At 60.7% G+C, this 19,976-nt stretch carries 14 protein-coding genes; 4 read left to right on the top strand and 10 right to left on the bottom strand.

Annotated features, from left to right (window positions below):
- Nucleotides 1-124 precede the first annotated feature (124 nt).
- Entirely contained in the window at nt 125-1,081 is a 957-nt protein-coding gene (locus tag ABIE13_RS24330) for a formylglycine-generating enzyme family protein (protein ID WP_354448354.1), read from the top strand.
- A 514-nt stretch (nt 1,082-1,595) separates the two neighbouring features.
- Here ABIE13_RS24330 and ABIE13_RS24325 read toward each other — a convergent pair.
- From ABIE13_RS24325 to ABIE13_RS24290, 8 genes are all read right to left on the bottom strand, one after another.
- Nucleotides 1,596-2,834, bottom strand: coding sequence for a lytic murein transglycosylase (locus ABIE13_RS24325; protein WP_354448352.1), 1,239 nt, complete (start codon nt 2,832-2,834; stop codon nt 1,596-1,598).
- A 115-nt stretch (nt 2,835-2,949) separates the two neighbouring features.
- Nucleotides 2,950-5,652 (bottom strand): bifunctional acetate--CoA ligase family protein/GNAT family N-acetyltransferase, encoded by a 2,703-nt coding sequence (locus ABIE13_RS24320; RefSeq protein WP_354448350.1) that lies wholly within the window; start codon nt 5,650-5,652, stop codon nt 2,950-2,952.
- A gap of 188 nt (nt 5,653-5,840) precedes the next feature.
- Nucleotides 5,841-6,752 carry a fumarylacetoacetate hydrolase family protein gene (locus ABIE13_RS24315; RefSeq protein WP_354448348.1) on the bottom strand — a complete coding sequence of 304 codons (912 nt, stop codon included), beginning with the start codon at nt 6,750-6,752 and terminating at the stop codon, nt 5,841-5,843.
- A gap of 23 nt (nt 6,753-6,775) precedes the next feature.
- Nucleotides 6,776-7,942, bottom strand: a complete 1,167-nt coding sequence (locus ABIE13_RS24310) for an enolase C-terminal domain-like protein (protein ID WP_354448347.1) — start codon at nt 7,940-7,942, stop codon at nt 6,776-6,778.
- Nucleotides 7,943-7,944: 2 nt separating this feature from the next.
- Nucleotides 7,945-8,922: a tripartite tricarboxylate transporter substrate binding protein gene (locus ABIE13_RS24305; protein ID WP_354448345.1), complete on the bottom strand. Its 978-nt coding sequence runs from the start codon at nt 8,920-8,922 to the stop codon at nt 7,945-7,947.
- Nucleotides 8,923-9,046: 124 nt separating this feature from the next.
- Nucleotides 9,047-9,874, bottom strand: coding sequence for a helix-turn-helix transcriptional regulator (locus ABIE13_RS24300; RefSeq protein ID WP_354448344.1), 828 nt, complete (start codon nt 9,872-9,874; stop codon nt 9,047-9,049).
- 232 nt (nt 9,875-10,106) lie between these two features.
- A complete protein-coding gene (locus tag ABIE13_RS24295; RefSeq protein ID WP_354448342.1) occupies nt 10,107-12,416 on the bottom strand; it encodes an NADP-dependent malic enzyme in 2,310 nt (769 codons plus the stop codon).
- A 245-nt stretch (nt 12,417-12,661) separates the two neighbouring features.
- Complete coding sequence (locus ABIE13_RS24290) at nt 12,662-13,117, bottom strand: DUF2917 domain-containing protein (RefSeq protein ID WP_354448340.1); 456 nt, start codon at nt 13,115-13,117, stop codon at nt 12,662-12,664.
- Nucleotides 13,118-13,243: 126 nt separating this feature from the next.
- On the opposite strand from ABIE13_RS24290, the gene ABIE13_RS24285 reads away from it, so the two are divergent.
- A complete protein-coding gene (locus ABIE13_RS24285) occupies nt 13,244-14,227 on the top strand; it encodes a LysR substrate-binding domain-containing protein (RefSeq protein ID WP_354448509.1) in 984 nt (327 codons plus the stop codon).
- Between the two features lie 114 nt (nt 14,228-14,341).
- Here ABIE13_RS24285 and ABIE13_RS24280 read toward each other — a convergent pair whose 3' ends face one another.
- Nucleotides 14,342-14,926, bottom strand: coding sequence for a 5-formyltetrahydrofolate cyclo-ligase (locus tag ABIE13_RS24280; protein ID WP_354448338.1), 585 nt, complete (start codon nt 14,924-14,926; stop codon nt 14,342-14,344).
- A gap of 10 nt (nt 14,927-14,936) precedes the next feature.
- Here ABIE13_RS24280 and ABIE13_RS24275 point away from each other — a divergent pair, with 10 nt between their 5' ends.
- Nucleotides 14,937-16,994 (top strand): transglycosylase SLT domain-containing protein, encoded by a 2,058-nt coding sequence (locus tag ABIE13_RS24275; RefSeq protein ID WP_436278477.1) that lies wholly within the window; start codon nt 14,937-14,939, stop codon nt 16,992-16,994.
- Nucleotides 16,995-17,045: 51 nt separating this feature from the next.
- Nucleotides 17,046-17,729, top strand: coding sequence for a glutathione S-transferase family protein (locus tag ABIE13_RS24270; protein WP_354448336.1), 684 nt, complete (start codon nt 17,046-17,048; stop codon nt 17,727-17,729).
- A 102-nt stretch (nt 17,730-17,831) separates the two neighbouring features.
- Here the strand turns inward: ABIE13_RS24270 and ABIE13_RS24265 are convergent, their stop codons facing one another.
- Entirely contained in the window at nt 17,832-19,964 is a 2,133-nt protein-coding gene (locus ABIE13_RS24265; protein WP_354448334.1) for an acyltransferase family protein, read from the bottom strand.
- Nucleotides 19,965-19,976: the final 12 nt, after the last annotated feature.

Raw genomic sequence — 19,976 nt, 5'->3', positions numbered from 1 at the left:
CCTTCACTTCAGAAATCGATTCCGACGGATCATTCCCATGCGCTACAGGCGGTCGTTTGCTCTTTTTCCCCATGCGGGTGTCCTGATGGGGGCGCTGACGGGGGTTTTGCTGCTGAGTGCCTGCATGTCGAGTCCTCGGACCTCTGGCCCGGCCCTTGTGAATACGCTGGGCATGCAGATGGTGCGTATACCGGCGGGGGAATTCCTGATGGGCAACCCGTTCTCGGTCGATGAGATGGCACGCGACTTCCCAGCCATAGAACGCGCCCGGCTGGAGACGCAGACTGACGAACGACCCCCGCACTTGGTGCGAATTTCTAAGCCCTTTCTCATGGCTCAGCACGAACTGACGGTGGGGCAATTCCGACTTTTTCTTGCATCCTCCGGCTACGTTCCTGAGTCAGTCGCAGATGGCACTGGAGGCTACGGCTACAGGCGCGACTACGATCCGGCGCGCAGCGCCCGTGGAGATGCGTTCGAGGGCCGTGACCCACGCTATTCGTGGCAGAACCCTGGCTTTCCTCAGAATGAAGACCATCCGGTCACCAACGTTACCTGGAACGACGCACAAGCCCTCGCGGACTGGCTGACGCGCGCAGAGGGGGTGCGCTACCGATTACCTACTGAAGCCGAGTGGGAGTATGCCTGCCGTGCAGGTTCGACCAGTCACTATCCACATGGCAACGGTACGGAGCAATTGGCAAGGACTGCCAACACCTTCGACGCGTCCACTGCAGCCTTGTGGCCCCAATGGCATTCCGTAGCCGCTCCGGGCGACGACGGCTATGCATTCACAGCCCCGGTAGGGAGTTTTCCACCCAATGCGTTGGGGCTGTACGACATGGTGGGCAATGTCTGGGAATGGGTGAGCGACCTGCATTCAGACGACTACTACGCGCAATCACCCAGCCAGGATCCGCAGGGCCCCACCGAAGGGGCCGTCCGCGTGCGCCGGGGCGGTTCCTGGCATACCTGGCCCGTGTATGCGCGTTGTGGCTTTCGCAATTGGAATACCGCCAGCACTCGTTACACCTTGGTAGGTATTCGTCTCGTGCGCGAACTGAAATCGAATGAGCATTAGGCGCGCCGTTTTACTCCCTTTACCTCTAGGGAGAGGGCAGGGTGCTTTACTCCCTCTCCCTTTAGGGAGAGGGCGGGGGTGAGGGCAAGCGGCGATTGATTTCGCGCTGAGGTTACTAATTGCCTCCTGCGCTTGCATTGAGGTCGGAGGCCGGGGAGTGCGCCCGGCAGCGCAGCCACCTTCTTTCGGCCGGCGCTCCGGTGCTCCGCCAAAAGAACCTGGCGCAAGAAAAGGCGGCCCCAAGTCCGTGCCTATGCCGGCCGCGACCCTTCACTGCGCTACGGGCAACCTCCGGTGCTCCATCGGGAGGCGGTGCTGCGGAACTCGCTTTGTTCACTTCGTTCACGCCGCTCAGACATCCGCAGCAAGCTAGATCACGGAGCAAGGGCATCTTGCAGTGCCCTTGCCCGCCTCCCGCTGTCCGCTCCTCGGCACGGCCAAAGGGGGTGGGGTACCCATTCGGGCCATTGCTGCGCTCGGCCTCCGTTGACCGGGCTCACCTGTTTCGGCGCACCTACCGGCGCTCTCCACCTTGCTCCAGCACCCGCAACAACTTCTGTCCACCACGGCCATCCACCTTGTGGCCCAGCCTCTGCTGCTCCGCCTTGATGGCCTCACGCGTTTTCGCGCCGATCATGCCGTCCGCGCTACCGATATCGTGTCCGCGTGCCAGCAATTGAATTTGCAGTTCACGATTCTGCGCGCGGCTGAGGCCAGGGTCGTCCGTGGGCCAAGGCGTGACGAAATCGGTGCCTTCTCCAGATTTCGCGACAAGATCGGACAGGTGTGCAATGGCCAGTCCGTAGTTCTCGCTTGCGTTGTAGCTGAACAGCGCATCGAAATTGCGCCCCACCAGGAAGGCTGGACCTCCACGTGCTGGAATCAAAAGGCCCGCGCTGGGCACGCTGTTCGGTAGCGGGGATCCATCCGCCAAAGTAAGGCCTGCAGCGCGCCAATTGCTGATGGGCTGCTTGTTTTTCCGGCCAGCGCTGCTGGTGTCAAAACCAGTCGGCAGGCGCACTTCAAAGCCCCAAGGCTCGCCGCGTCGGTAACCTGCGTTTTGCAGGAACTTCGCGGTCGAGGCTAGCGCATCCGGTACGCTGTCCACGATATCTCTGCGGCCGTCGCCGTCAAAATCCACGGCACTGCGGAAAAACGTACTGGGCATGAACTGAGTCTGGCCAAACGCCCCTGCCCAGGAGCCCGACAATTTCTCGGGCACGATATGGCCTTCCTGCAAGATGCGCAGTGCCGCAGCGAATTCACCTCGGAAATACGCCTGGCGACGCCCGAAGCAGCTGAGCGTGGCCAGGGACTGAACCAGTGGCCGGCCACCGAGGTTTTGGCCGAAATTGCTTTCCACCCCCCAGACTCCCACGATCACATTGGCCGCCACACCGGTTTGCTGTTCGATCTGCTGCAGGGTCTCGTTCCACTTGGCAAATCCGGCGCGACCTGCTGCCACGCGTTCATCGTCTACCAGGACGGCCATGTAGTCCCAAACGGGCATGGTGAATTCCGGCTGCCGGTTGAGCAATACCAGCACCGACGGGTCCGGCGCCAGGGCATCGGTAAACCGCGTGAACGTGGCAGGCGTGATGGCTTTGAAGGCAGACGTGCCTCGTAACTCATTCAAGCAGCTGTTGAATTCCACCGGATCCAGTTTGGGAGGAAGGTCTTGCGCCAGGGCAGCGGGGGCCACGAAAGCAGCGAGTGAGAGGGCGGAAAGTGTCGTTCGGACGAATCGGTTCATGTAAAAAATGATAGCGCAGAGGTGCAAGTAGGGACGACCTGGTACCTTTTCTCAGGTTACGGGAAGTTTTTTGTAGAGGACCTCACGACATGGCGAGCGTGGCTGGCAAGCGTCTTCAGTTGTGGAGGGTCTGAAGATCCAATGTCAGGGTTGAGGTGCCCGCAGAGTCGGCGCTGGCCTGCTCCGCGAAGCCCAGTGCCTGGGCAAGCTGACGCATGCGATGGTTCTCTGTGAGCATGGTGGCGGTGAGGCTGCGCGTGCCGACGGAACGTTGGTAGCCTATCAGCTTATCCATGAGGATGCGCCCCAAGCCTGTACCCTTGAGCGCAGGGCGCAAGATGATGCCAAACTCGGCACCGATGTTGTCTGGATCTGCCTGTGCGCGAGCAACACCCAGTGTTTTCTCCGTTCCATCGGCTTCCGTGATGGTCGCGACGAAGGCCATTTCGCGCGCGTAGTCAATCTGCACGAGTCGCGCCAACTCGCTGCGCTCCATGGTGCGGCGGCTGTAGAACACGCGCATGCGGATGTCGTCAGGATCCAGGCTCTCCAGGAAAGCGCGATGCTGCGATTCGTCCTCCGGACGAATGGGGCGCAGCGTCAAGGCCTGGCCTTGCCAGACCATCGTTTCGATCAACTTTTCTGGATAGGGCCGGATGGCAAAGTGGGCCGAGCCGGCAGGTGCTTTGGCGCTGACGCGCACGCGTGCGTCAAGTGCGATGGCGCCTGCGTGGTTCACGATGAGCGGATTGATGTCCAGTTCGGCGATCTCCGGGACATCAGCCAGCAACTGTGAAACCGCTTGAAGCGTGGCGACAATGGCGTCCATATCGACGCGAGGCACATCGCGGTAGCCTGCCAGCAGCTTCGAGACGCGCGTGCGCTCTATCAGTGCACGTGCCAGAGACGCATTCAGCGGAGGCAAAGCCATGGCGCTGTCTTTCATGACTTCGACCGCTGTGCCGCCCTGGCCGAACAAGATCACGGGACCGAAGGTTGGATCCACGCTGGCGCCGATGATCAGCTCCTGCGCCTGATGCATTTTCACCATCTGTTGCACGGTGAACCCATCGAGCCGCGCCTCAGGGTGGCTGTTGGTGATGCGCGTGAGCATTTCGCGGGCAGCGGTCCGCACTGCCTCAGCATCTTGCAGATTCAGCACCACACCGCCGACATCCGATTTGTGGGAGATGTCTTCCGACAGGATCTTCATCACCACCGGAAAACCGATGCTCGCAGCTTCGTTTGCTGCCGCTTCGGGATCTGCGGCTACGCTGCGGGTGGCCACTACGGGGATGCGATAAGCTTCACATACGTCCTTGGCTTCGGGTTCAGTCAGAAGGTCGCGGCCGCTGGCCAGCACCTTGCTCACGATGGCTTGCACTCTTGCGGTGTCAGGCCGGCTTTTATCTGATACGGGGCCTTCGACAGGGGCGCTGGGCGGGGCTTCGGACAGCTCCGCTTGGTTGTGCCCATAACGCTGCAACATGCCGATGGCTTGCACGGCTTGCTCCGGCATGTCGTAGCAGGCAATTCCAGCCTCCAGAAAAAGCTCTCTCGCCTCGGCCACAGCATGTCCACCCACCCATGCGCTAATCAGAGGCAACCCGGGTTTGCCTGTTGGTTGGATCGCGGGCACCATAGCGCGTGCGATATCGGTGGCCGGAACAATGGCCGTAGGCGCGTGAATGAACAGAATCGTGCCGGTATCGTCGGGGTGGCGGGAGAGGGCGTTGAGCGCGTCCACGTAGCGCTGGGCGGGCGCATCGCCAATGATGTCCACCGGGTTGCCGCGCGACCAGTTGGCGGGCAGCACCGCGTCCAGATCACCAACCGCGGGTGCTCCGAGTTCAGCAAGCGGCACGTTGCTGGCAGCAGCAGCATCGGCAGCCATGACACCGGCGCCGCCGCCGTTGGTGAGAATGGTCACTCGGTCTCCGATCGGCCCCTTGAAGCGGGTGAGGATCTCCGCCGCGAGAAACAGCTCTTCCAGGCTGTCTACGCGCAGCATCCCCGCGCGGGCAATGGCGGCGTCGTAAACGCCATCTGCACCAGCGAGCGCACCCGTATGGGAGGCCGCGGCCTTTTGCCCCTGCGCACTCCGGCCGGCTTTGACCACGATCACTGGCTTGTTGCGCGCCGCTGCGCGCGCCGCCGACATGAACTTGCGCGCCTGATCAATTGATTCGATATACAGAAGGATGGCACGCGTGCGCGCATCACTGGCCAGGTAGTCCAGCATGTCGCCAAAATCCACGTCTGCATGCTCACCTAGTGAAACAAAGTGCGAAAACCCGATACGGCGTGCGTCAGCCCAATCCAGCATAGCCGTCACCAGCGCCCCGGATTGCGATATGAATGCCAGTTCACCCGGTCGGGCTGGAATATGGGCGAAGCTGGCGTTCAGCCCTGCATGAGGCGCCAGCAAGCCAACGCAGTTAGGGCCCAGGATACGCAGCAAGGTGGGTCGAGCGGCCTCCAGCATCGCCTGCTTCTGCTCGCCTGACAGTCCCGCGGTGATGACCACCGCAGCCTGAGTGCCGCGCCGCGCCAACTGCCGAATCAGGTCGACGACGGTAGAAGCTGGCGTGCAGATCACCGCCAGTTCAGGTGTCTCGGGTAGGTCGGCAACTCGGGCGTAGCAGCGTTCGCCTGAGAGCGCTTGGTATTTGGGGTTGACGGGGTACACCTTCACTGTCTCACCCTCGGAGCGCATGTTGCGCCAGAGGGTGCCGCCCACCGAGAATGGCCGCTCCGAAGCGCCGATAACGGCGACAGAGCGTGGATCGAACAGAGAGTCAAGGTTGCGAATGCTCATGGCACAAGCATAACGGTGCAACATGAAGCAGCCGTTAAATCGGCGTGCCCACAACTTGCCGTGCAATTTGAGTTCTATCCGGTCGGCCTGTTCGACAGTGGTTGAAAACCCTGAAAGGGCAGGAAGACGGGCAATCGGCTGCGAACTCACATTGGCCTATGAGTCGCATGTGCGAGCCGTCTTCGATGTCATGCGCCGTGCAGTACCACGGGATTGGACAAGATGCCGATCCCCTCGATTTCGCACTCCACGAGATCGCCGGAGCGCAGGTAGCGCCCATCTGCCACGCCGCAACCTGCTGGCGTGCCCGTGGAAATGATGTCACCTGGGTTCAGCGTCATCGCACGCGAAATGCTGGCCAGCAACCTGGGCACTTTGTAGATCATTTGCGCAGTGGACGCGTCTTGGCGGATCTCGCCGTTGACTCGGCAGACAATTCGCAAGGGATAGGGGTCTGGCAACTCATCGCTCAATGCGATCGCTGGCCCCAACGGACATGAACTGTCCAGGCTCTTGCCCTGAACCCAGTTTTGCCCGTAGCGACCCGTCAGCGTGCGCGCTGTCTCGTTCGCTTGCAAGCCTCGGTAGCTGATGTCGTTGCAGATGGTGTAGCCGGCCACGTGCCGATACGCATCGCCCTCGGCGATATCCCTGCCTCCACGCCCAATCACGACCGCCAGTTCGACTTCGTAGTCCACTTTTTCGCTGAAGCCGTGGTTGGCGATCGGGTCTCCGTGGGCCACGGTCGTGCCGGGCAATTTGGTAAAAAAGAAAGGTTGCTCTGGCGGAATCAATTGGCCTTCGGCACCATGATCGTCATAGTTGACTACGTGGGCCAGGATGCGCGAGCCGTGTTCTATGGGGGCCAGCAGTTTTACAGAGCCCAGCGGCACGAACCGGTTCCGGCTGGCGCGCACCAGTTGCATAGCCGCGCAGCGGGCTGCCTCATCTGCGGCCAGAAACAGCCGCAGGTCCCGAAACAGTGGAGCCAACCAGTCCATTCCGTTCTCGCAGGCTGCGAGCGCGAGGTCCAACACCTGATCGCCCTCCACCGCGCAGACGTGCGGGCCGGCGACAGTCGCCATGCGTGCTACTTTCATTGATAACTCCTGGTATGGGCCGCTTAGGCGGCCAGTTCGCGCATGACGGAATAGAGCGCTGGTTGCTGCTCGAAGCCAATGCCTGGTGATTGCGGAAGGCTTGCGTGGCCGGCTTCGATCGTGACTTCGTTGCCGAAGCCACTGAATATCCCGAAGGTGTCAGGGTAGGATTCGCAAGCGCCGAGTCCAAGGCCGCCGGTCAGGTGCAGGCACATCAAATTGCCGCCGTGTGGGTACATCGATTGGCGCGAAAATCCGTGGCGTTCGGCGACCTCCAATACCTTCAGGTATTCGGTGATGCCAAAGGCGAGCGGAGGGTCAATCTGGATGATGTCGCGGTCAGCGCGAAACCCCCCATAAGACAGAAAATGATCCAGCTCCAACGCGCAGGCCATGTTCTCTCCGGTGGCTAGCGGTCCATCGTATACAGCGGCAAGTTCAGCGAAGGTTCTGTAATCGAGGCTATCGCACGGCTCTTCGAACCAGCGCAGCCGGTAAGGGGCGATGGCATGCGCATAGGCCAGGGCCTGAACTCGGTCGAAGCTGCAACTGGCGTCGACGGCCAGATTGTTTCCTTCGCCCATGATGCTCAAGATTGCCTCAATGCGACGGCAGTCTTCGTCCATGGACATTCCCCCTATCTTCATCTTGACCATGGTATAGCCCGCATCCTGGTGGCGCTGCATTTCGGCACGCAGATCAGCCGCTGTCTGGCCTGGAAAATACCAACCGCCGCCGACATAGGTCGGGACTCGCGTCATGACAGCACCTTCGTTGAACCGATCCGCCAGTAGCCTGTGCAGAGGTTGGCCAGCAACCTTGGCGACGAGATCCCACACGGCCACATCGACCGTACCCATGGGGATAGAGCGTTCAGCGTAGCCGCCACGACGCTCTCGGTACTGTCCTTGCCGGGCGATCGCGAAGGGGTCGAAGTTGCTGTGGTCAGGCTCCAGCAGACTTTGCGGGGGCGCAGCCAGAATTCGCGGCGCAATGCGTTCTCGAATCTGCTCGCCGCACGCGTAGCGGCCGAAGGAATTGAAGGCGTAGCCCACCAGAGCTTGGCCGTTACGCACGACGTCCGACACCACGGCGACCACGCTGGTGGTCATCTGGCTGAAATCAGAGCGGGCGTTCGAGAGGCGGGTCTGCAGTGGTACAGAGCGTTCAACGATACGGGTGATGCGCATGTTCAATTGGGCGTGGCGCCGGAAGTTTTGACGGCGGCCGAAAACTTGGTCATTTGCTGCTCGACGAAGGCGAGCGCGCGCGGGGCGGGAATCACCGTGGTTTCGAAGGAGTTCTCAGCCAGCTTCGCTTGCACGCCGGGTTCTTCCATCGTCTTGCCTATGGCCTGCACAAGCCGCGCATGCACATCCGCAGGCAGGCCTTTGGGCGCCGCGACCACCCATAGCGATGCAGCATCCACCCCGGAAAACCCGGCCTCAGCGAATGTGGGAGTCTGGGGGAACTGCTTTGAGCGCGTGTGCCCGGTTACCGCGATCGGAGCCAAGGCGCCCGACTGCACCTGTTGGGTGACCAGCCCGGCCAGGTTGAACATCATGTCGACTTGCCCACCGAGGAGGTCTGCGATGGCGGGTCCCGCGCCCTTGTAAGGCACATGCAGCAGATTGATCCCGGCCGCATTCTTGAGAGTTTCGCCGTGCAGGTGTATGACAGTGCCAGAGCCTGCGGATGCGAAGCTGAGTTGATCTGGCCGAGCCTTGGCCTGCGCGACCAGTTCGGTGATGTTGCGTGCCTTGACGCGTTGCGTATTGACCACCAGTACCGCGTTGGCGGTGGCGATCACGGAGAGGAAGTCGAAGTCGCGCAGGCTGTTATAGGGGATCTTCGTATAAAGGCTGGGGTTGATCGCAAAGGCTGTGTCGAGCAGTCCCAGGGTGTAGCCGTCGGGTGCAGCGCGTGCGACAAGCCCGCTGCCGATCATGCTGGCCGCGCCACCGTTGTTCTCCACGACCACTGGCTGGCCCAAGACCGTGCTGAGGCGCTGTGCAAAGATGCGCCCCAATAGGTCGGTGCTACCTCCCGCGTTGTACGGCACGATCAGCCGAAGAGGGCGGTTGGGGTAGTCGGTGGCGAAGCCAGACGCAGGCAACAAAGCGGCGAGCAAGACGCTGGCCAGGTACGAGCGGCGCGTGCAATTGAGCATCTGAACTCCTGCTGGTGAGAACGGGAACAGCTCCAGTATAGGAACGCTTCTCCTGCGAACCCCATGGAGCGGATTGGGCAGAACTTGGACTTTTCGCCGCTCGGATCGTGAAAGCGTTCCTGGTTCAGGCGATGCGCACAGGGGTAGCGTGCTGCTGGCGGAAGAGGCTGGGGCTCAGTCCACGCAACTGGCGGAAGCGGCGGGAAAAGTACGCTTCGTCCTCAAAGCCAACCCGCGCTGCAATTTCGGCGATCGGCCGGTCAGTGTTGGCCAGCAGGCTGCAGGCAAGATCCATTCTGCGCGCGGTGACGATCTCTACAAACGTATTGCCGGTTTCGCGTTTGAGAAGGTGCGCAAGGTAGTTCGGAGACAGGAAAGCCGCCGCTGCCGCATCGCTCAGAGTGATCGGGTCGGCCAGATGAGCGCGAATGTACCGGCTGACTCGGGCGAGTGAGGCCCGTCGGCTACCTGTCAGTAGATTTTGGGTGGCTAGTCGCTGCAATGCCGCGTCCCAGCGACGGCATACCAAACCAATAAGGCGAGTCAGGTCTGCACGGATGAATTCAGTAGCGTAGAACGCCCCCTGTTGTTGTTCCTTCAGCATGCGCTCACATAACTGCGACGCTTCGTGCAGTTCTGTGCCTTCGAGCACGAAGTCCATGTGCTCCTGATACATGAAGGGCGCAAGCTCAGGCATATCCCCTATAGGAAGGTCTTCCAGTTCCAGCAAATTCAGCGAGCTCTCCGGGCGCAGAAAGCCCAGGCGGTAGTTGATCAGGAAGAAGTCACCGTTGTCCACATGGTCGATGCGGTGCATGCGCATGGGCAGGATGAAGCTGAGTGTGCCGGGTCTGATGGGCAGTGTGGTTGCACCGAGTGTTTGCTGCGTGCTGCCGGCTAGATTCACATGGATCTGGAAGTAGTCGTGCCTATGCAGTGGCGGCTGTGGCATCTCGCAAGAGCTGCTGCCGCGAATCAGGAATGCGCCGGCCGGTAAAAAATCGTCGCTGCGATTCGTTCTTGTGGCCGGAGTTTTTAACTTGCCCATCCCGACCCTTTTTCGTCATCCCGCGCAAGCAGGAAGCCAGTCCCGCAGTATGCGGGTTTACTGGTTCTTGCTGGCGTGAGGATAAGGGCCATTCAGCGCTGTTTCCGGGAAGCTCTGGCCTCCACAGTTGCAACGCTCAGGCGTTTCGCCGCGCAGCCGCTTCGGCCACAGAGAGCGCCGTCATATTGACCAGCCTACGCACGGTGGCTGAAGGCGTCATGACATGTGCCGGCGCTGCGGTGCCCAGCAACATCGGCCCGATGGTCACGCCGTGGCCCACCGTGATCTTGAGCACGTTGAACAAGATGTTGGCGGCATCCAGGTTGGGACACACCAGAAGATTGGCTTCTCCCGTCAGCGTGCTTTCTGTCACTGCGCGGTCGCGCAATAGGGAGGACAAGGCGGTGTCGCCATGCATTTCTCCATCGCACTCGACATCCGGTGCCAATTCACGGAATAGATCTCGCGCACGTCGCATCTTGAGTGCGGAAGCACGCTTGGATGTGCCGAAGTTGGAGTGCGACAGAAACGCAACTTTGGGTGGCAGGCCAAAATTCTCGACTTCCTTGGCTGCCATTTTTGCAATCGCAGCCAGAAGCTCAGCGCTAGGGTCTTCGTTGACATAAGTGTCTGTCATGAACAGCGTGCGGTCTTCCAGCATCAGCGCGTTCAATGTGGCCAGACCCGGCGCGCCGGGCTCCACACCAATGATGGCCTCAATGTGCTCGAGATGCTGGTCGAAGCGACCTAGCGTTCCGCATAGCATGGCGTCGGCATCGCCCAGGTGCACCATCAGCGCAGCGATGATGGTGCTGGAGCGGCGCACGGCGGCCTTGGCCACTTCAGTGGTCACGCCATTGCGTGCCATCAGGCCGTGATAGGTCTCCCAGTACTGCCGAAAGCGTGGGTCATCGTCAGGGTTGACGTTCTCCACGTCTTTGCCCAGGCGGATACGAAGACCGGCCTTCTGAATTCGCTGTTCAATCACCGCTGGGCGGCCGATGAGGATGGGCAGAGCCAAACCGTCATCCACCGCAATCTGAGCCGCGCGCAGCACGCGTTCGTCTTCACCCTCTGCGTAAGCCACGCGCTTTTGCGCGTTGGGCACAGCCTTGGCTGCAGCAAACACCGGTTGCATCACCATCCCGGTCTGGTAGACAAAGCGGCCCAGGCTGGCGCGGTAAGCGTCCATGTCTTCGATGGGCCGTGTCGCGACGCCGGAAGCAACCGCCGCCTCTGCCACGGCAGGGGCGATGCGCAGAATCAGACGGGGGTCGAACGGTGTCGGGATGATGTAGTCTGGACCGAACTGGAGATCCTTGCCTGCATAGGCAGCAGCCACTTCGGCACTGGATTCAGCTTTGGCGAGCGCTGCGATTTCGCGCACACAGGCGAGTTTCATCTCTTCTGTGATCTTGGTCGCGCCGCAGTCCAGTGCGCCACGGAAGATGTACGGGAAGCACAGGACGTTATTCACCTGGTTCGGATAGTCCGATCGGCCGGTGGCAACGATGCAATCAGGCCGTGCGGCTTTGGCCAGTTCCGGACGAATTTCGGGCTCTGGGTTGGCCAGAGCCAGGATCACCGGCTTATCGGCCATGGTTTTGACCATTTCTTCGGTCAGTACCCCAGGCGCTGAGCAGCCAAGGAAAACGTCTGCGCCCTTGACCGCGTCTGCCAGCGTGCGCGCATCTGTTTTCTGCGCATACCTTGCTTTGGAGACGTCATAGCCGCCAGGGCGGCCCTCATAAATCACGCCCTTGGAGTCGCAGGCAAACACATTTTTCGGGTTGACTCCCAGTGCCACCATGACGTCAAGGCATGCAATGGCGGCCGCGCCGGCGCCAGACACAGCCAGCTTGACTTGGCCTATGTCCTTGCCCACCAACTCAAGACCGTTGAGCAAAGCGGCAGACGAGATGATGGCGGTACCGTGCTGGTCGTCATGGAACACCGGAATGTTCATGCGCTCACGCAGCTTCGTCTCAATATAGAAGCACTCCGGCGCCTTGATGTCTTCGAGGTTGATGCCGCCCAGCGTAGGCTCCAGCGCAGCGATGATCTCCACCAGCTTGTCAGGGTCGCGCTCGTCCAGTTCGATGTCGAACACGTCAATGCCGGCGAACTTTTTGAACAGGCAGCCCTTGCCCTCCATCACCGGCTTGCCGGCCAGTGGCCCGATGTCACCCAGGCCCAGCACGGCGGTGCCGTTGGTAATCACGCCCACGAGGTTGCCGCGCGAGGTGTATTCGGCCGCTTTGGACGGATCTGCCTGAATGTCCAGGCAAGGATAGGCCACGCCGGGCGAGTAGGCGAGCGATAGATCGAGTTGGTTGGAAAGTGGTTTCGTGGGCGAAACGGCGATCTTGCCTCGTGTGGGAGACCGGTGGTACTCGCGCGCAGCATCGCGCAGAGCCATCTCTGTGGGTGAAAGTTGTTGAGCCATCTTGTGTCGTCCTCCTTGTAGCCGTCAGCGGGAAGCCTCCATTCCAAGAAGGATGGGGGCCGCCCCCTTAGCCTAACCCAAAAACCGCAAGGTTCCTGGGCGCTCAGAGGAGGGATTCACCTGATACAGATCGTTGAAGGTGCCCGGTCAGGGGACTTGCGGAGCAGACCTCGCACCTCTGGCCCAAACCTTCGAGGCAAGACACGGACTCAGGCGAGCGCCCCACAGTCCGGTTGACTTCACAATCAAGGCCGTGCAGCCGCTGGTGCGATACGTTCTCCGCTCCAAGCCACCAGACCTCGCACCAGACGCGCAAACGCTACGCGGGCTTCATGCAGCGCCCGAGTCAGATCATCTGCCGGCTCAGCCACAGAGGCTTTCCAGGACGCTGGGGTGTACTCCCAACTGAAGTTGACCTCAGGCGTGGTGGCTTGGCCAAACTGTCCAGAGACGATAGGCTCCAGCACCACTTGCCGTCCCGCGTTCAGCTGCAGGCGTTCGCCCGGTTGCAAGTGCAAATCGCCCAAGGGACCGCTGCCAAGGCCTTCGTGCGGGCCGTTCAAGGTGGCCCACACGGCGCCATGAACGATCAGGAGCTCGCCGTTCTGACGTGGCCGCAAGGTCATCGCCTGCCCCGGCTGCAATTTCCATGTGCCGCTCGCATGTTGCTGCGCGGGCTGATGGGTAGCATTGGTGATCATGGCGGGCTCCTCAAGGGGACAGTTTCAGAATGAGTTGGTAGTCGCTATAGTGCGCCTGCAGTCATTGACAGTCCAATGAATTTCGGCAACGCTATTGATTCCAGAATCACATCAATGGCGAGCGCCGTGCTCCATTCGCAAACTCACCTTAGAAGCCGCCCCATCCAGGCAGGCCATCTGCGCGCCTTTGAAGCCGTGGCCCGACATTTGAACTTTCGTATGGCTGCGGAGGAGATGGCGCTCACCCAATCGGCGGTCAGTCGGCAGATCCAGGGCCTGGAAGATGAGGTGGGTGTGGCTCTGTTTCTGCGCCATACCCGCGCGGTGGAGCTGACCGCTGCGGGCATGCAACTGCTGCAAGCGGTGGCCCAGGCTTTGCCACGGATAGACGGTGCTGTGAGACACATTCGCCAGAGTGCCGGGCGAAAGCACGTCTCTGTAACTACTTTTGCCTCATTTGCCTCCATGTGGCTGATTCCGCGGCTGGAGGTTTTTCAGCGAGAAAACCCCGACATTGACATACGGATTGACGCTTCAGACACGGCTTTCGATCTCGAGCTGGCTGATATAGATGTCGCCATTCGCTACGCTCCGGCTGCCAACATGCCGCCTTCGGCTCGTCGTCTGTTTGGCGAGTCGGTCACGCCTATGGCCAGTCCCTGGTTGCTCAACAGCAATCCACCCATCCGGCAGGCCAAAGACGTTCTGGGTTTCACGCTGATTGAAGCGGGGGACGCTTACACGCCTCATCTTGAGTGGCTCACCTGGCGGCGATGGCTTGACTCGAACGAGTTGGCTCACGCCCACCCCAAGCGCTGGTTAAGCTTCAACTATGCCTATCAGATGGTGCAGGCCGCGCTGGCGGGGCAGGGCTTGGTATTGGCTCGCCCACCGCTGGTGGCAGAAAATCTGGCCAACGGAGACCTGATCGAAGTCTTGCCGGGTGCTCGCTTGCATTCACCCATGGCCTATTGGCTCCTTGTGGCCTCACGCAGTGCGGTACGACCTGAGGTTCAGGCTTTTGGCCAATGGCTGTCCGCTCAGGCTGCGCTGACGCGGATTACGAGTGGGGAAGGGGAGGATCCGGACCTCGTGAACGATTTGGATTGACTGCGCCTTCGATCACCACCCCATGTCCTGGCGGACGCCGTCCGAATCGACGGCATCGCGGGCGGGCACAAGTCGAGCGCAGCTATTCGGTCGGATTACATCGTGAGCATTTTTTTACACAGGCCACACAATTCCGTTGTCGTTCAGGATCGCGTCCAGCGGTTGGTCGTGCGATTCAGGCTCAAAGTCGTCGAGAAAGCCATTCGTAAAGCCTAGCCCCACTGTGTGGGGACGTGGTTCCAGAGCTGCCAGAGTGCGGTCATAAAACCCCCCTCCGTAGCCCAGCCGGTATCCTCCCGGCCCGTAGCCCACACAGGGCACAAACAGCAGCGTGGGGGTAATGAGTTCGGTATCCTTGGGTTTCGGAATGCCGTAGGCGTCCTCTTCCATGGGGCAGCCGGGGTACCACACGTGAAAGGTGAGCGTTTTGTGCACCTTGTCGATCACCGGCAAGCCGATACGACGGCGTTGTGCCTCGCCCTGCAGCTCCCCGTCTTCTTTCCAGCGGTGCAGAGCCGGTAATGGATCGAATTCGCCCTTGATGGGCCAGTAGGCACCAATCACGGTATCGGGACGGTCGAGCAGCCAAATTCGCATGACGCTTTGCAGTCTGTCAGCGCGCGCCAGCCGGTCTTCCAGATGCAATCGCTGCTCAATAAGGCGCTCGCGCAGTGCTTTTTTTCTGTGGGAATTGTCCATAATGACCTTGATGTGTTTTCCAAAGATTCTGACATCCTTCCTCGGCCCCGTTGTGTGGCTGGCTTGCGGAGCCTTGCTGCCGGGGCACGCGACGGCCCAGGGCAGCCTGGGCAACGCGCCTGTTTTGGCATCTTCGGCGGTTAGCGACAGCGCCATCCTGGACATGCGCGAGGCCGCCAGGCGCGGAGACAAGGCCCGCATGGCCGCTCTATTGCCGGCCACACGCGGGCACGCTCTGGAACCCTGGGCGGCCTATTGGGAAATGAAGGCGCGCCTGGAGGAGGTCAGTTTGCCGGAGGTGCAGGCACTCCTGGCTCAATACCCCGGCACCTATCAGGAAGACCGCTTGCGCAACGATTGGCTGCTCTTGGCAGGTAAACGGCGTGACTGGGCAGGTTTTGCAGCAGAGTGGCCGCGCTTTCGCATGCGTGACGACCGAGAGGTCCGCTGCTACGCAGCCGCCCTTGAACTGGCGCAAGGGCGTGCTCTAGCCCCCGACGCCGTGGCCGATGTTCGCCGCGACTGGTTTGCTCAGCGCGACCTCGACGACGGTTGCCTCTTGGCCGCAGGATTGCTTCACCAGGCAGGCCAACTGCCTTTTTCAGACCTCTGGAAGAAGGCACGCTTGGCCATGGAGGCCAACAGGCCGAGCCTTGCACGCGCGGCGGTCAATCTGGATGCACCAGACGCTGCAGCCGCTGTGGCCCAGATCCAGACCAGCGCTATCAAATACCTCACAGGCCGCGCAGCAGTGGGTACGCGCAAGGGGCAGGAACTGATCGTACTGGCGCTTGTCAAGCTGGCCACACAAGACCTCGACCAGGCCTTGACGCAGATGGAATCCAAATGGAGTGTTCAGCTCACCCCGGAAGAGCGCAATTGGGTGTGGGGCGTGATCGGGCGGCAGTCCGCGCTCAAGCTGCAGGACAACGCCGTACAGATTTTCGCCAGAGTCACGCGCGACGCAGATCTGAACGACGAGACTCTGGGTTGGAAGGCGCGCGCAGCGATGCGTCAGGGGCAGTGGCGAACCGTGAAGTCCGCCATAGAAGCCATGGAACCTCAGGCGCGAGAAGAACCCACCTGGGTCTACTGGCGTGCCCGATCCCTGATGGCTCTAGCCCGCAGCGATGTTGACCGCGAATTGCCTCGCCAATTGCTCGAGAGCATCGCGGGTGTGCAGGGGTTCTATGAAAAGCTGGCTCAAGAAGAGCTTGGCCGTCTGACCAGCGTACCAGCCCCCCCTCCTGCACTCACGCAAGCCGAGAAAACCGCCGCGCGCAACCACCCGGGACTCAACCGCGCTTTGCTGGCCATTTCAATTGGCCTGCGCAGTGAGGGTGTGCGTGAATGGAATTACACCACCAACCTGCATACGCCAGGTGGTATGCCGGAACGTGAGCTGCAAGCCGCCGCGGATCTTGCATGCCAACACCAACTGTGGGACCGCTGTATCAACACCAGTGAGCGCACCCGTTCATTCCTGGATTACGGACAGCGCTTTCCCATGCCTTTCCGGGATGCGGTCGTCAATCAATCTCGCTCCATTGGCCTCGATCCTGCGTATGTCTATGGTCTGATCCGTCAGGAGAGCCGCTTCATCATTGCGGCGCGTTCAGGGGTTGGTGCGTCGGGTCTGATGCAGGTCATGCCAGCCACGGCCCGCTGGACGGCGCGCAAGATTGGCATGACAGGCTTCACGCCCGATCAGATCTACCAGCAGGACACCAACATCTTGCTGGGCACCAACTACCTCAAGCTGGCGCTGGACGACTTCCAGAGTTCATTGCCCATGGCAGCCGCTGCGTACAACGCGGGTCCTGGCAGGCCAAGGGTATGGCGCGCACCGGGTGGTTTGAATCCTACCTTGGAAGGAGCCTTATGGGCGGAGAACATCCCATTTTCGGAAACCCGTGACTACGTCAAGAAAGTCCTCTCCAACACGGTGGATTACGCTGCCATTCTGACGGGCAGGCCCCAGTCGCTCAAGGCCCGCCTGGGTACGGTGGGACCCCTGCCCACGGGGGCGGTGGATCTGAGCACAGAGCTGGACCGACCCTCTAACTAGTACTCAACTCACCCTGACAGCAGTACGGAATATTCAAGATGGAGGTGCCCTTTGCTCAAGCTGTATATCGGCAATAAAAATTACTCGTCCTGGTCCATGCGCCCCTGGGTGCTGCTGAAGCAATCAGGTATCCCATTTGAGGAAGAGATGGTGCGTTTCGATTCGTTCGAAGCAGATTCGCAGTTCAAGCGCGCGTTGCAAGCGCTCAGCCCGACAGGCAAGGTGCCGTTGCTGGTGGATGGCGCACTGGCCGTCTGGGACACCTTGGCCATTGCGGAGTACCTGGCCGAAGCATTTCCTGAAAAGCAGCTTTGGCCAAAAGATACCAAGGCGCGAGCCCACGCACGAAGCGCCTGCGCTGAAATGCATTCGGGCTTCTCAGCGCTGCGCAGTGCCTGCCCGATGAACATCGAAGCCAGCCTGCCGCATATTGGCGCCCTGGTTCTACGCGACCAGCCAAGCGTAGGGGCAGACCTCCGTCGCTTGTGCAGTCTATGGGATGAGGCCTTGTCGAACCATGGCGGACCCTGCCTGTATGGCGATTTCAGCATTGCTGACGCCTATTTCGCACCAGTCGTCATGCGCATCAAAACCTATGCGCTGCCTGTGCCTGCAACCGTCCAAGCCTATCTTGGCCGCGTGTGCGCCCTGCCTGGTGTCAAGGCATGGATCGACGGTGCCCTGGCCGAGCAGGATTTTCTGGCATTCGAAGAGCCCTACAGGCTTTCCCGGTAAGGCGCCAAGGCTGCGGGGCGTGCGTTCATGGCCTCCGTTATACGGGGTCCGTTAAACGGCGTCCGTTACACGGGGTCCCCTTATTCAGGCGGGACAGGCAGATCAGGGGTTTCCCAATCCGGGCAGCCGAGGTACCAGCCACTGGGCCACCAAATCCGAGCCTTGAATCGACAAATGGTCGCTATCGCGATAAAGCGGCTGGCCCTGCAGCACCAATGGGCACAGCGCCCCTGTGCACAGGGGTTCAGCGGGATTGAGCACTTGGACGGGTGCCGACTGCGTCGGGCGGTGGGCGTTCCAGCGAGCAACTTCGGTCTCAATGATCTCCCGGTACAGCGCATTTCGCGCATCATGGGACGCCGCGCTGATGGCGCAAGCCGGGGCCGGTCCTAGCCAGCCTTGGCCGGTGCGTGGCCTCAGGCAGGCATTTACATCGGCGCCTAATTCCGGCGTGTTGAGCAACCATAGTACCTTTTTGCCCGCGCTTCCCAATTCGGTCAGCGTACGGCGAACACCCGCACGAAATATAGAAGCATTGTCGGTCTGTGGCTTTGGAGAGGAGCCGGAAAGAGGGGGAACCTCACGCAGCCAGCGGCGCGATTCGGTGCCGGAGGGCTTTTTATCGGTACCATTGACATAGAAAGCACCCCGCACGTTGATCAATACGCCCTTGATGTGTGGACTGCGCAGCACATGGCGTAGAAATGCTTCGGGTATTTCATGCGGGCATTGAAGACCCAGCTCGTCTGACCCGGAGTCCACGCCATTGAAGGGCATGCAGCCACCGCCGCCCAGATTCACCCACTGACCCGGCATGGCTTTCATCAGTCCCGCTGCCAGTGCGTTGCCATGGGAGTCGCCCAGCAAGGCCCACTGCGCGGTATCAGGATTGCCGCGGCAAAAGAAATCATCGCGCTTCCAGGGATTCACCGCGGCATGGCTCAAGCAGGTACTGTCGCGGTAAAGGTGCGTTTCGTCCCAGAGGACCACTTGCGAAGCGGCTGAGTTGCGTAAATCCGGCCAGCTTGTTGGGGTGTGTTGCCACATCCAGTAGCCTCCCAGCGCCATGGCGAGCATGCCGGTGGCGAGACCACCGGTCACGGTCTTGGGATAGTCCGAAGCCAACCGGCGCATCGGTTGTTCGGCAAAACGGTAGGTCAGTGCAGCCAAGCCCAGTGCCAGCGCCAAGCCTGGAACCCGTGTCCATGGCTGAATATGTTGGGGGTCCAGGCTGTTGAGGTAAGCCATGATGGGCCAGTGCCACAGATAGAGCGGGTAACTGATCAGGCCCACGTACCGCATCAGCGGGTGAGCAAGAAGGCGTTGGTTGACCCCGCTTTGCGCAGTGCAAAGAAGGGCGCAGGTAGTCAGCGCTGGCGCGAGAGCCAGCGGTCCAGGAAAATGCCAGCCCTGCCATGGGCGTTCACTGAAGACCAGGAACGCCAGAAGCAGTAGCGCTATAGCTGATGCGGCCACGAACCGACCTGACGGCGTCGCACTGGGGTTGCGGGGCTCAGCGGCCTTACGCAAATGCCAATCTGCCAACATGACCCCGAGAAGAAACTCCCAGAATCGCCCGAGGGGCCAATAGAAACCGGCGCTTGGTGAATACCGACTTTGCCAAAGGCTGAGCGCAAATGAAGCGGCAGCCAGTCCTGCAAGCAACAAGAGGATTGGATTGGCCCGCGGCTTGGTGGTTAGGCCGACGTCGGTGGCCAAAGAGGGCTGAACCGTGGCGGGTGCTTGTTTCGCCCTGTTGATCAGAAGGAACAGCAGCGGCAGGAGCAGATAGAACTGCTCTTCTATGCCGAGCGACCATAGATGAAGCAGCCATTTTTCGTGCGAAACGGCATCGAAGTAGCCAGCTTCCTGCCAAAGCATCAGATTCTGTGCAAACCCGGCGCTGCCCAGAATATGTTTGCCCATCAGGGACAGCTGTGGGGTGGGTAAAAGCCAAAATCCCGCCAACGCCACGGCGATCAAAGTGCAAAGCAAAGCCGGGAACAAGCGTCGTACTCGTCGGGCGTAGAACTGTGCGATACCCGCCCCATCGTGCACCGAGGTCCGGGAAATCAGACTGAGGCTCACGACATACCCGGAGATCACGAAAAAAACGTCAACGCCGATAAACCCCCCTGGAACTGCCTGGGGGAAAGCGTGAAAAGCCAATACGCCCAAAATGGCGATGGCACGAAGGCCGTCAATGTCAGGACGGTGGAGCGCAGAAACTTGCAAGGCTTGAATAAG

The organism is Ottowia thiooxydans, from assembly GCF_040548795.1.
GTDB classification, from domain to species: Bacteria; Pseudomonadota; Gammaproteobacteria; order Burkholderiales; family Burkholderiaceae_C; genus Ottowia; species Ottowia thiooxydans_A.
This window is presented reverse-complemented; position numbering and strand designations above follow the sequence as displayed.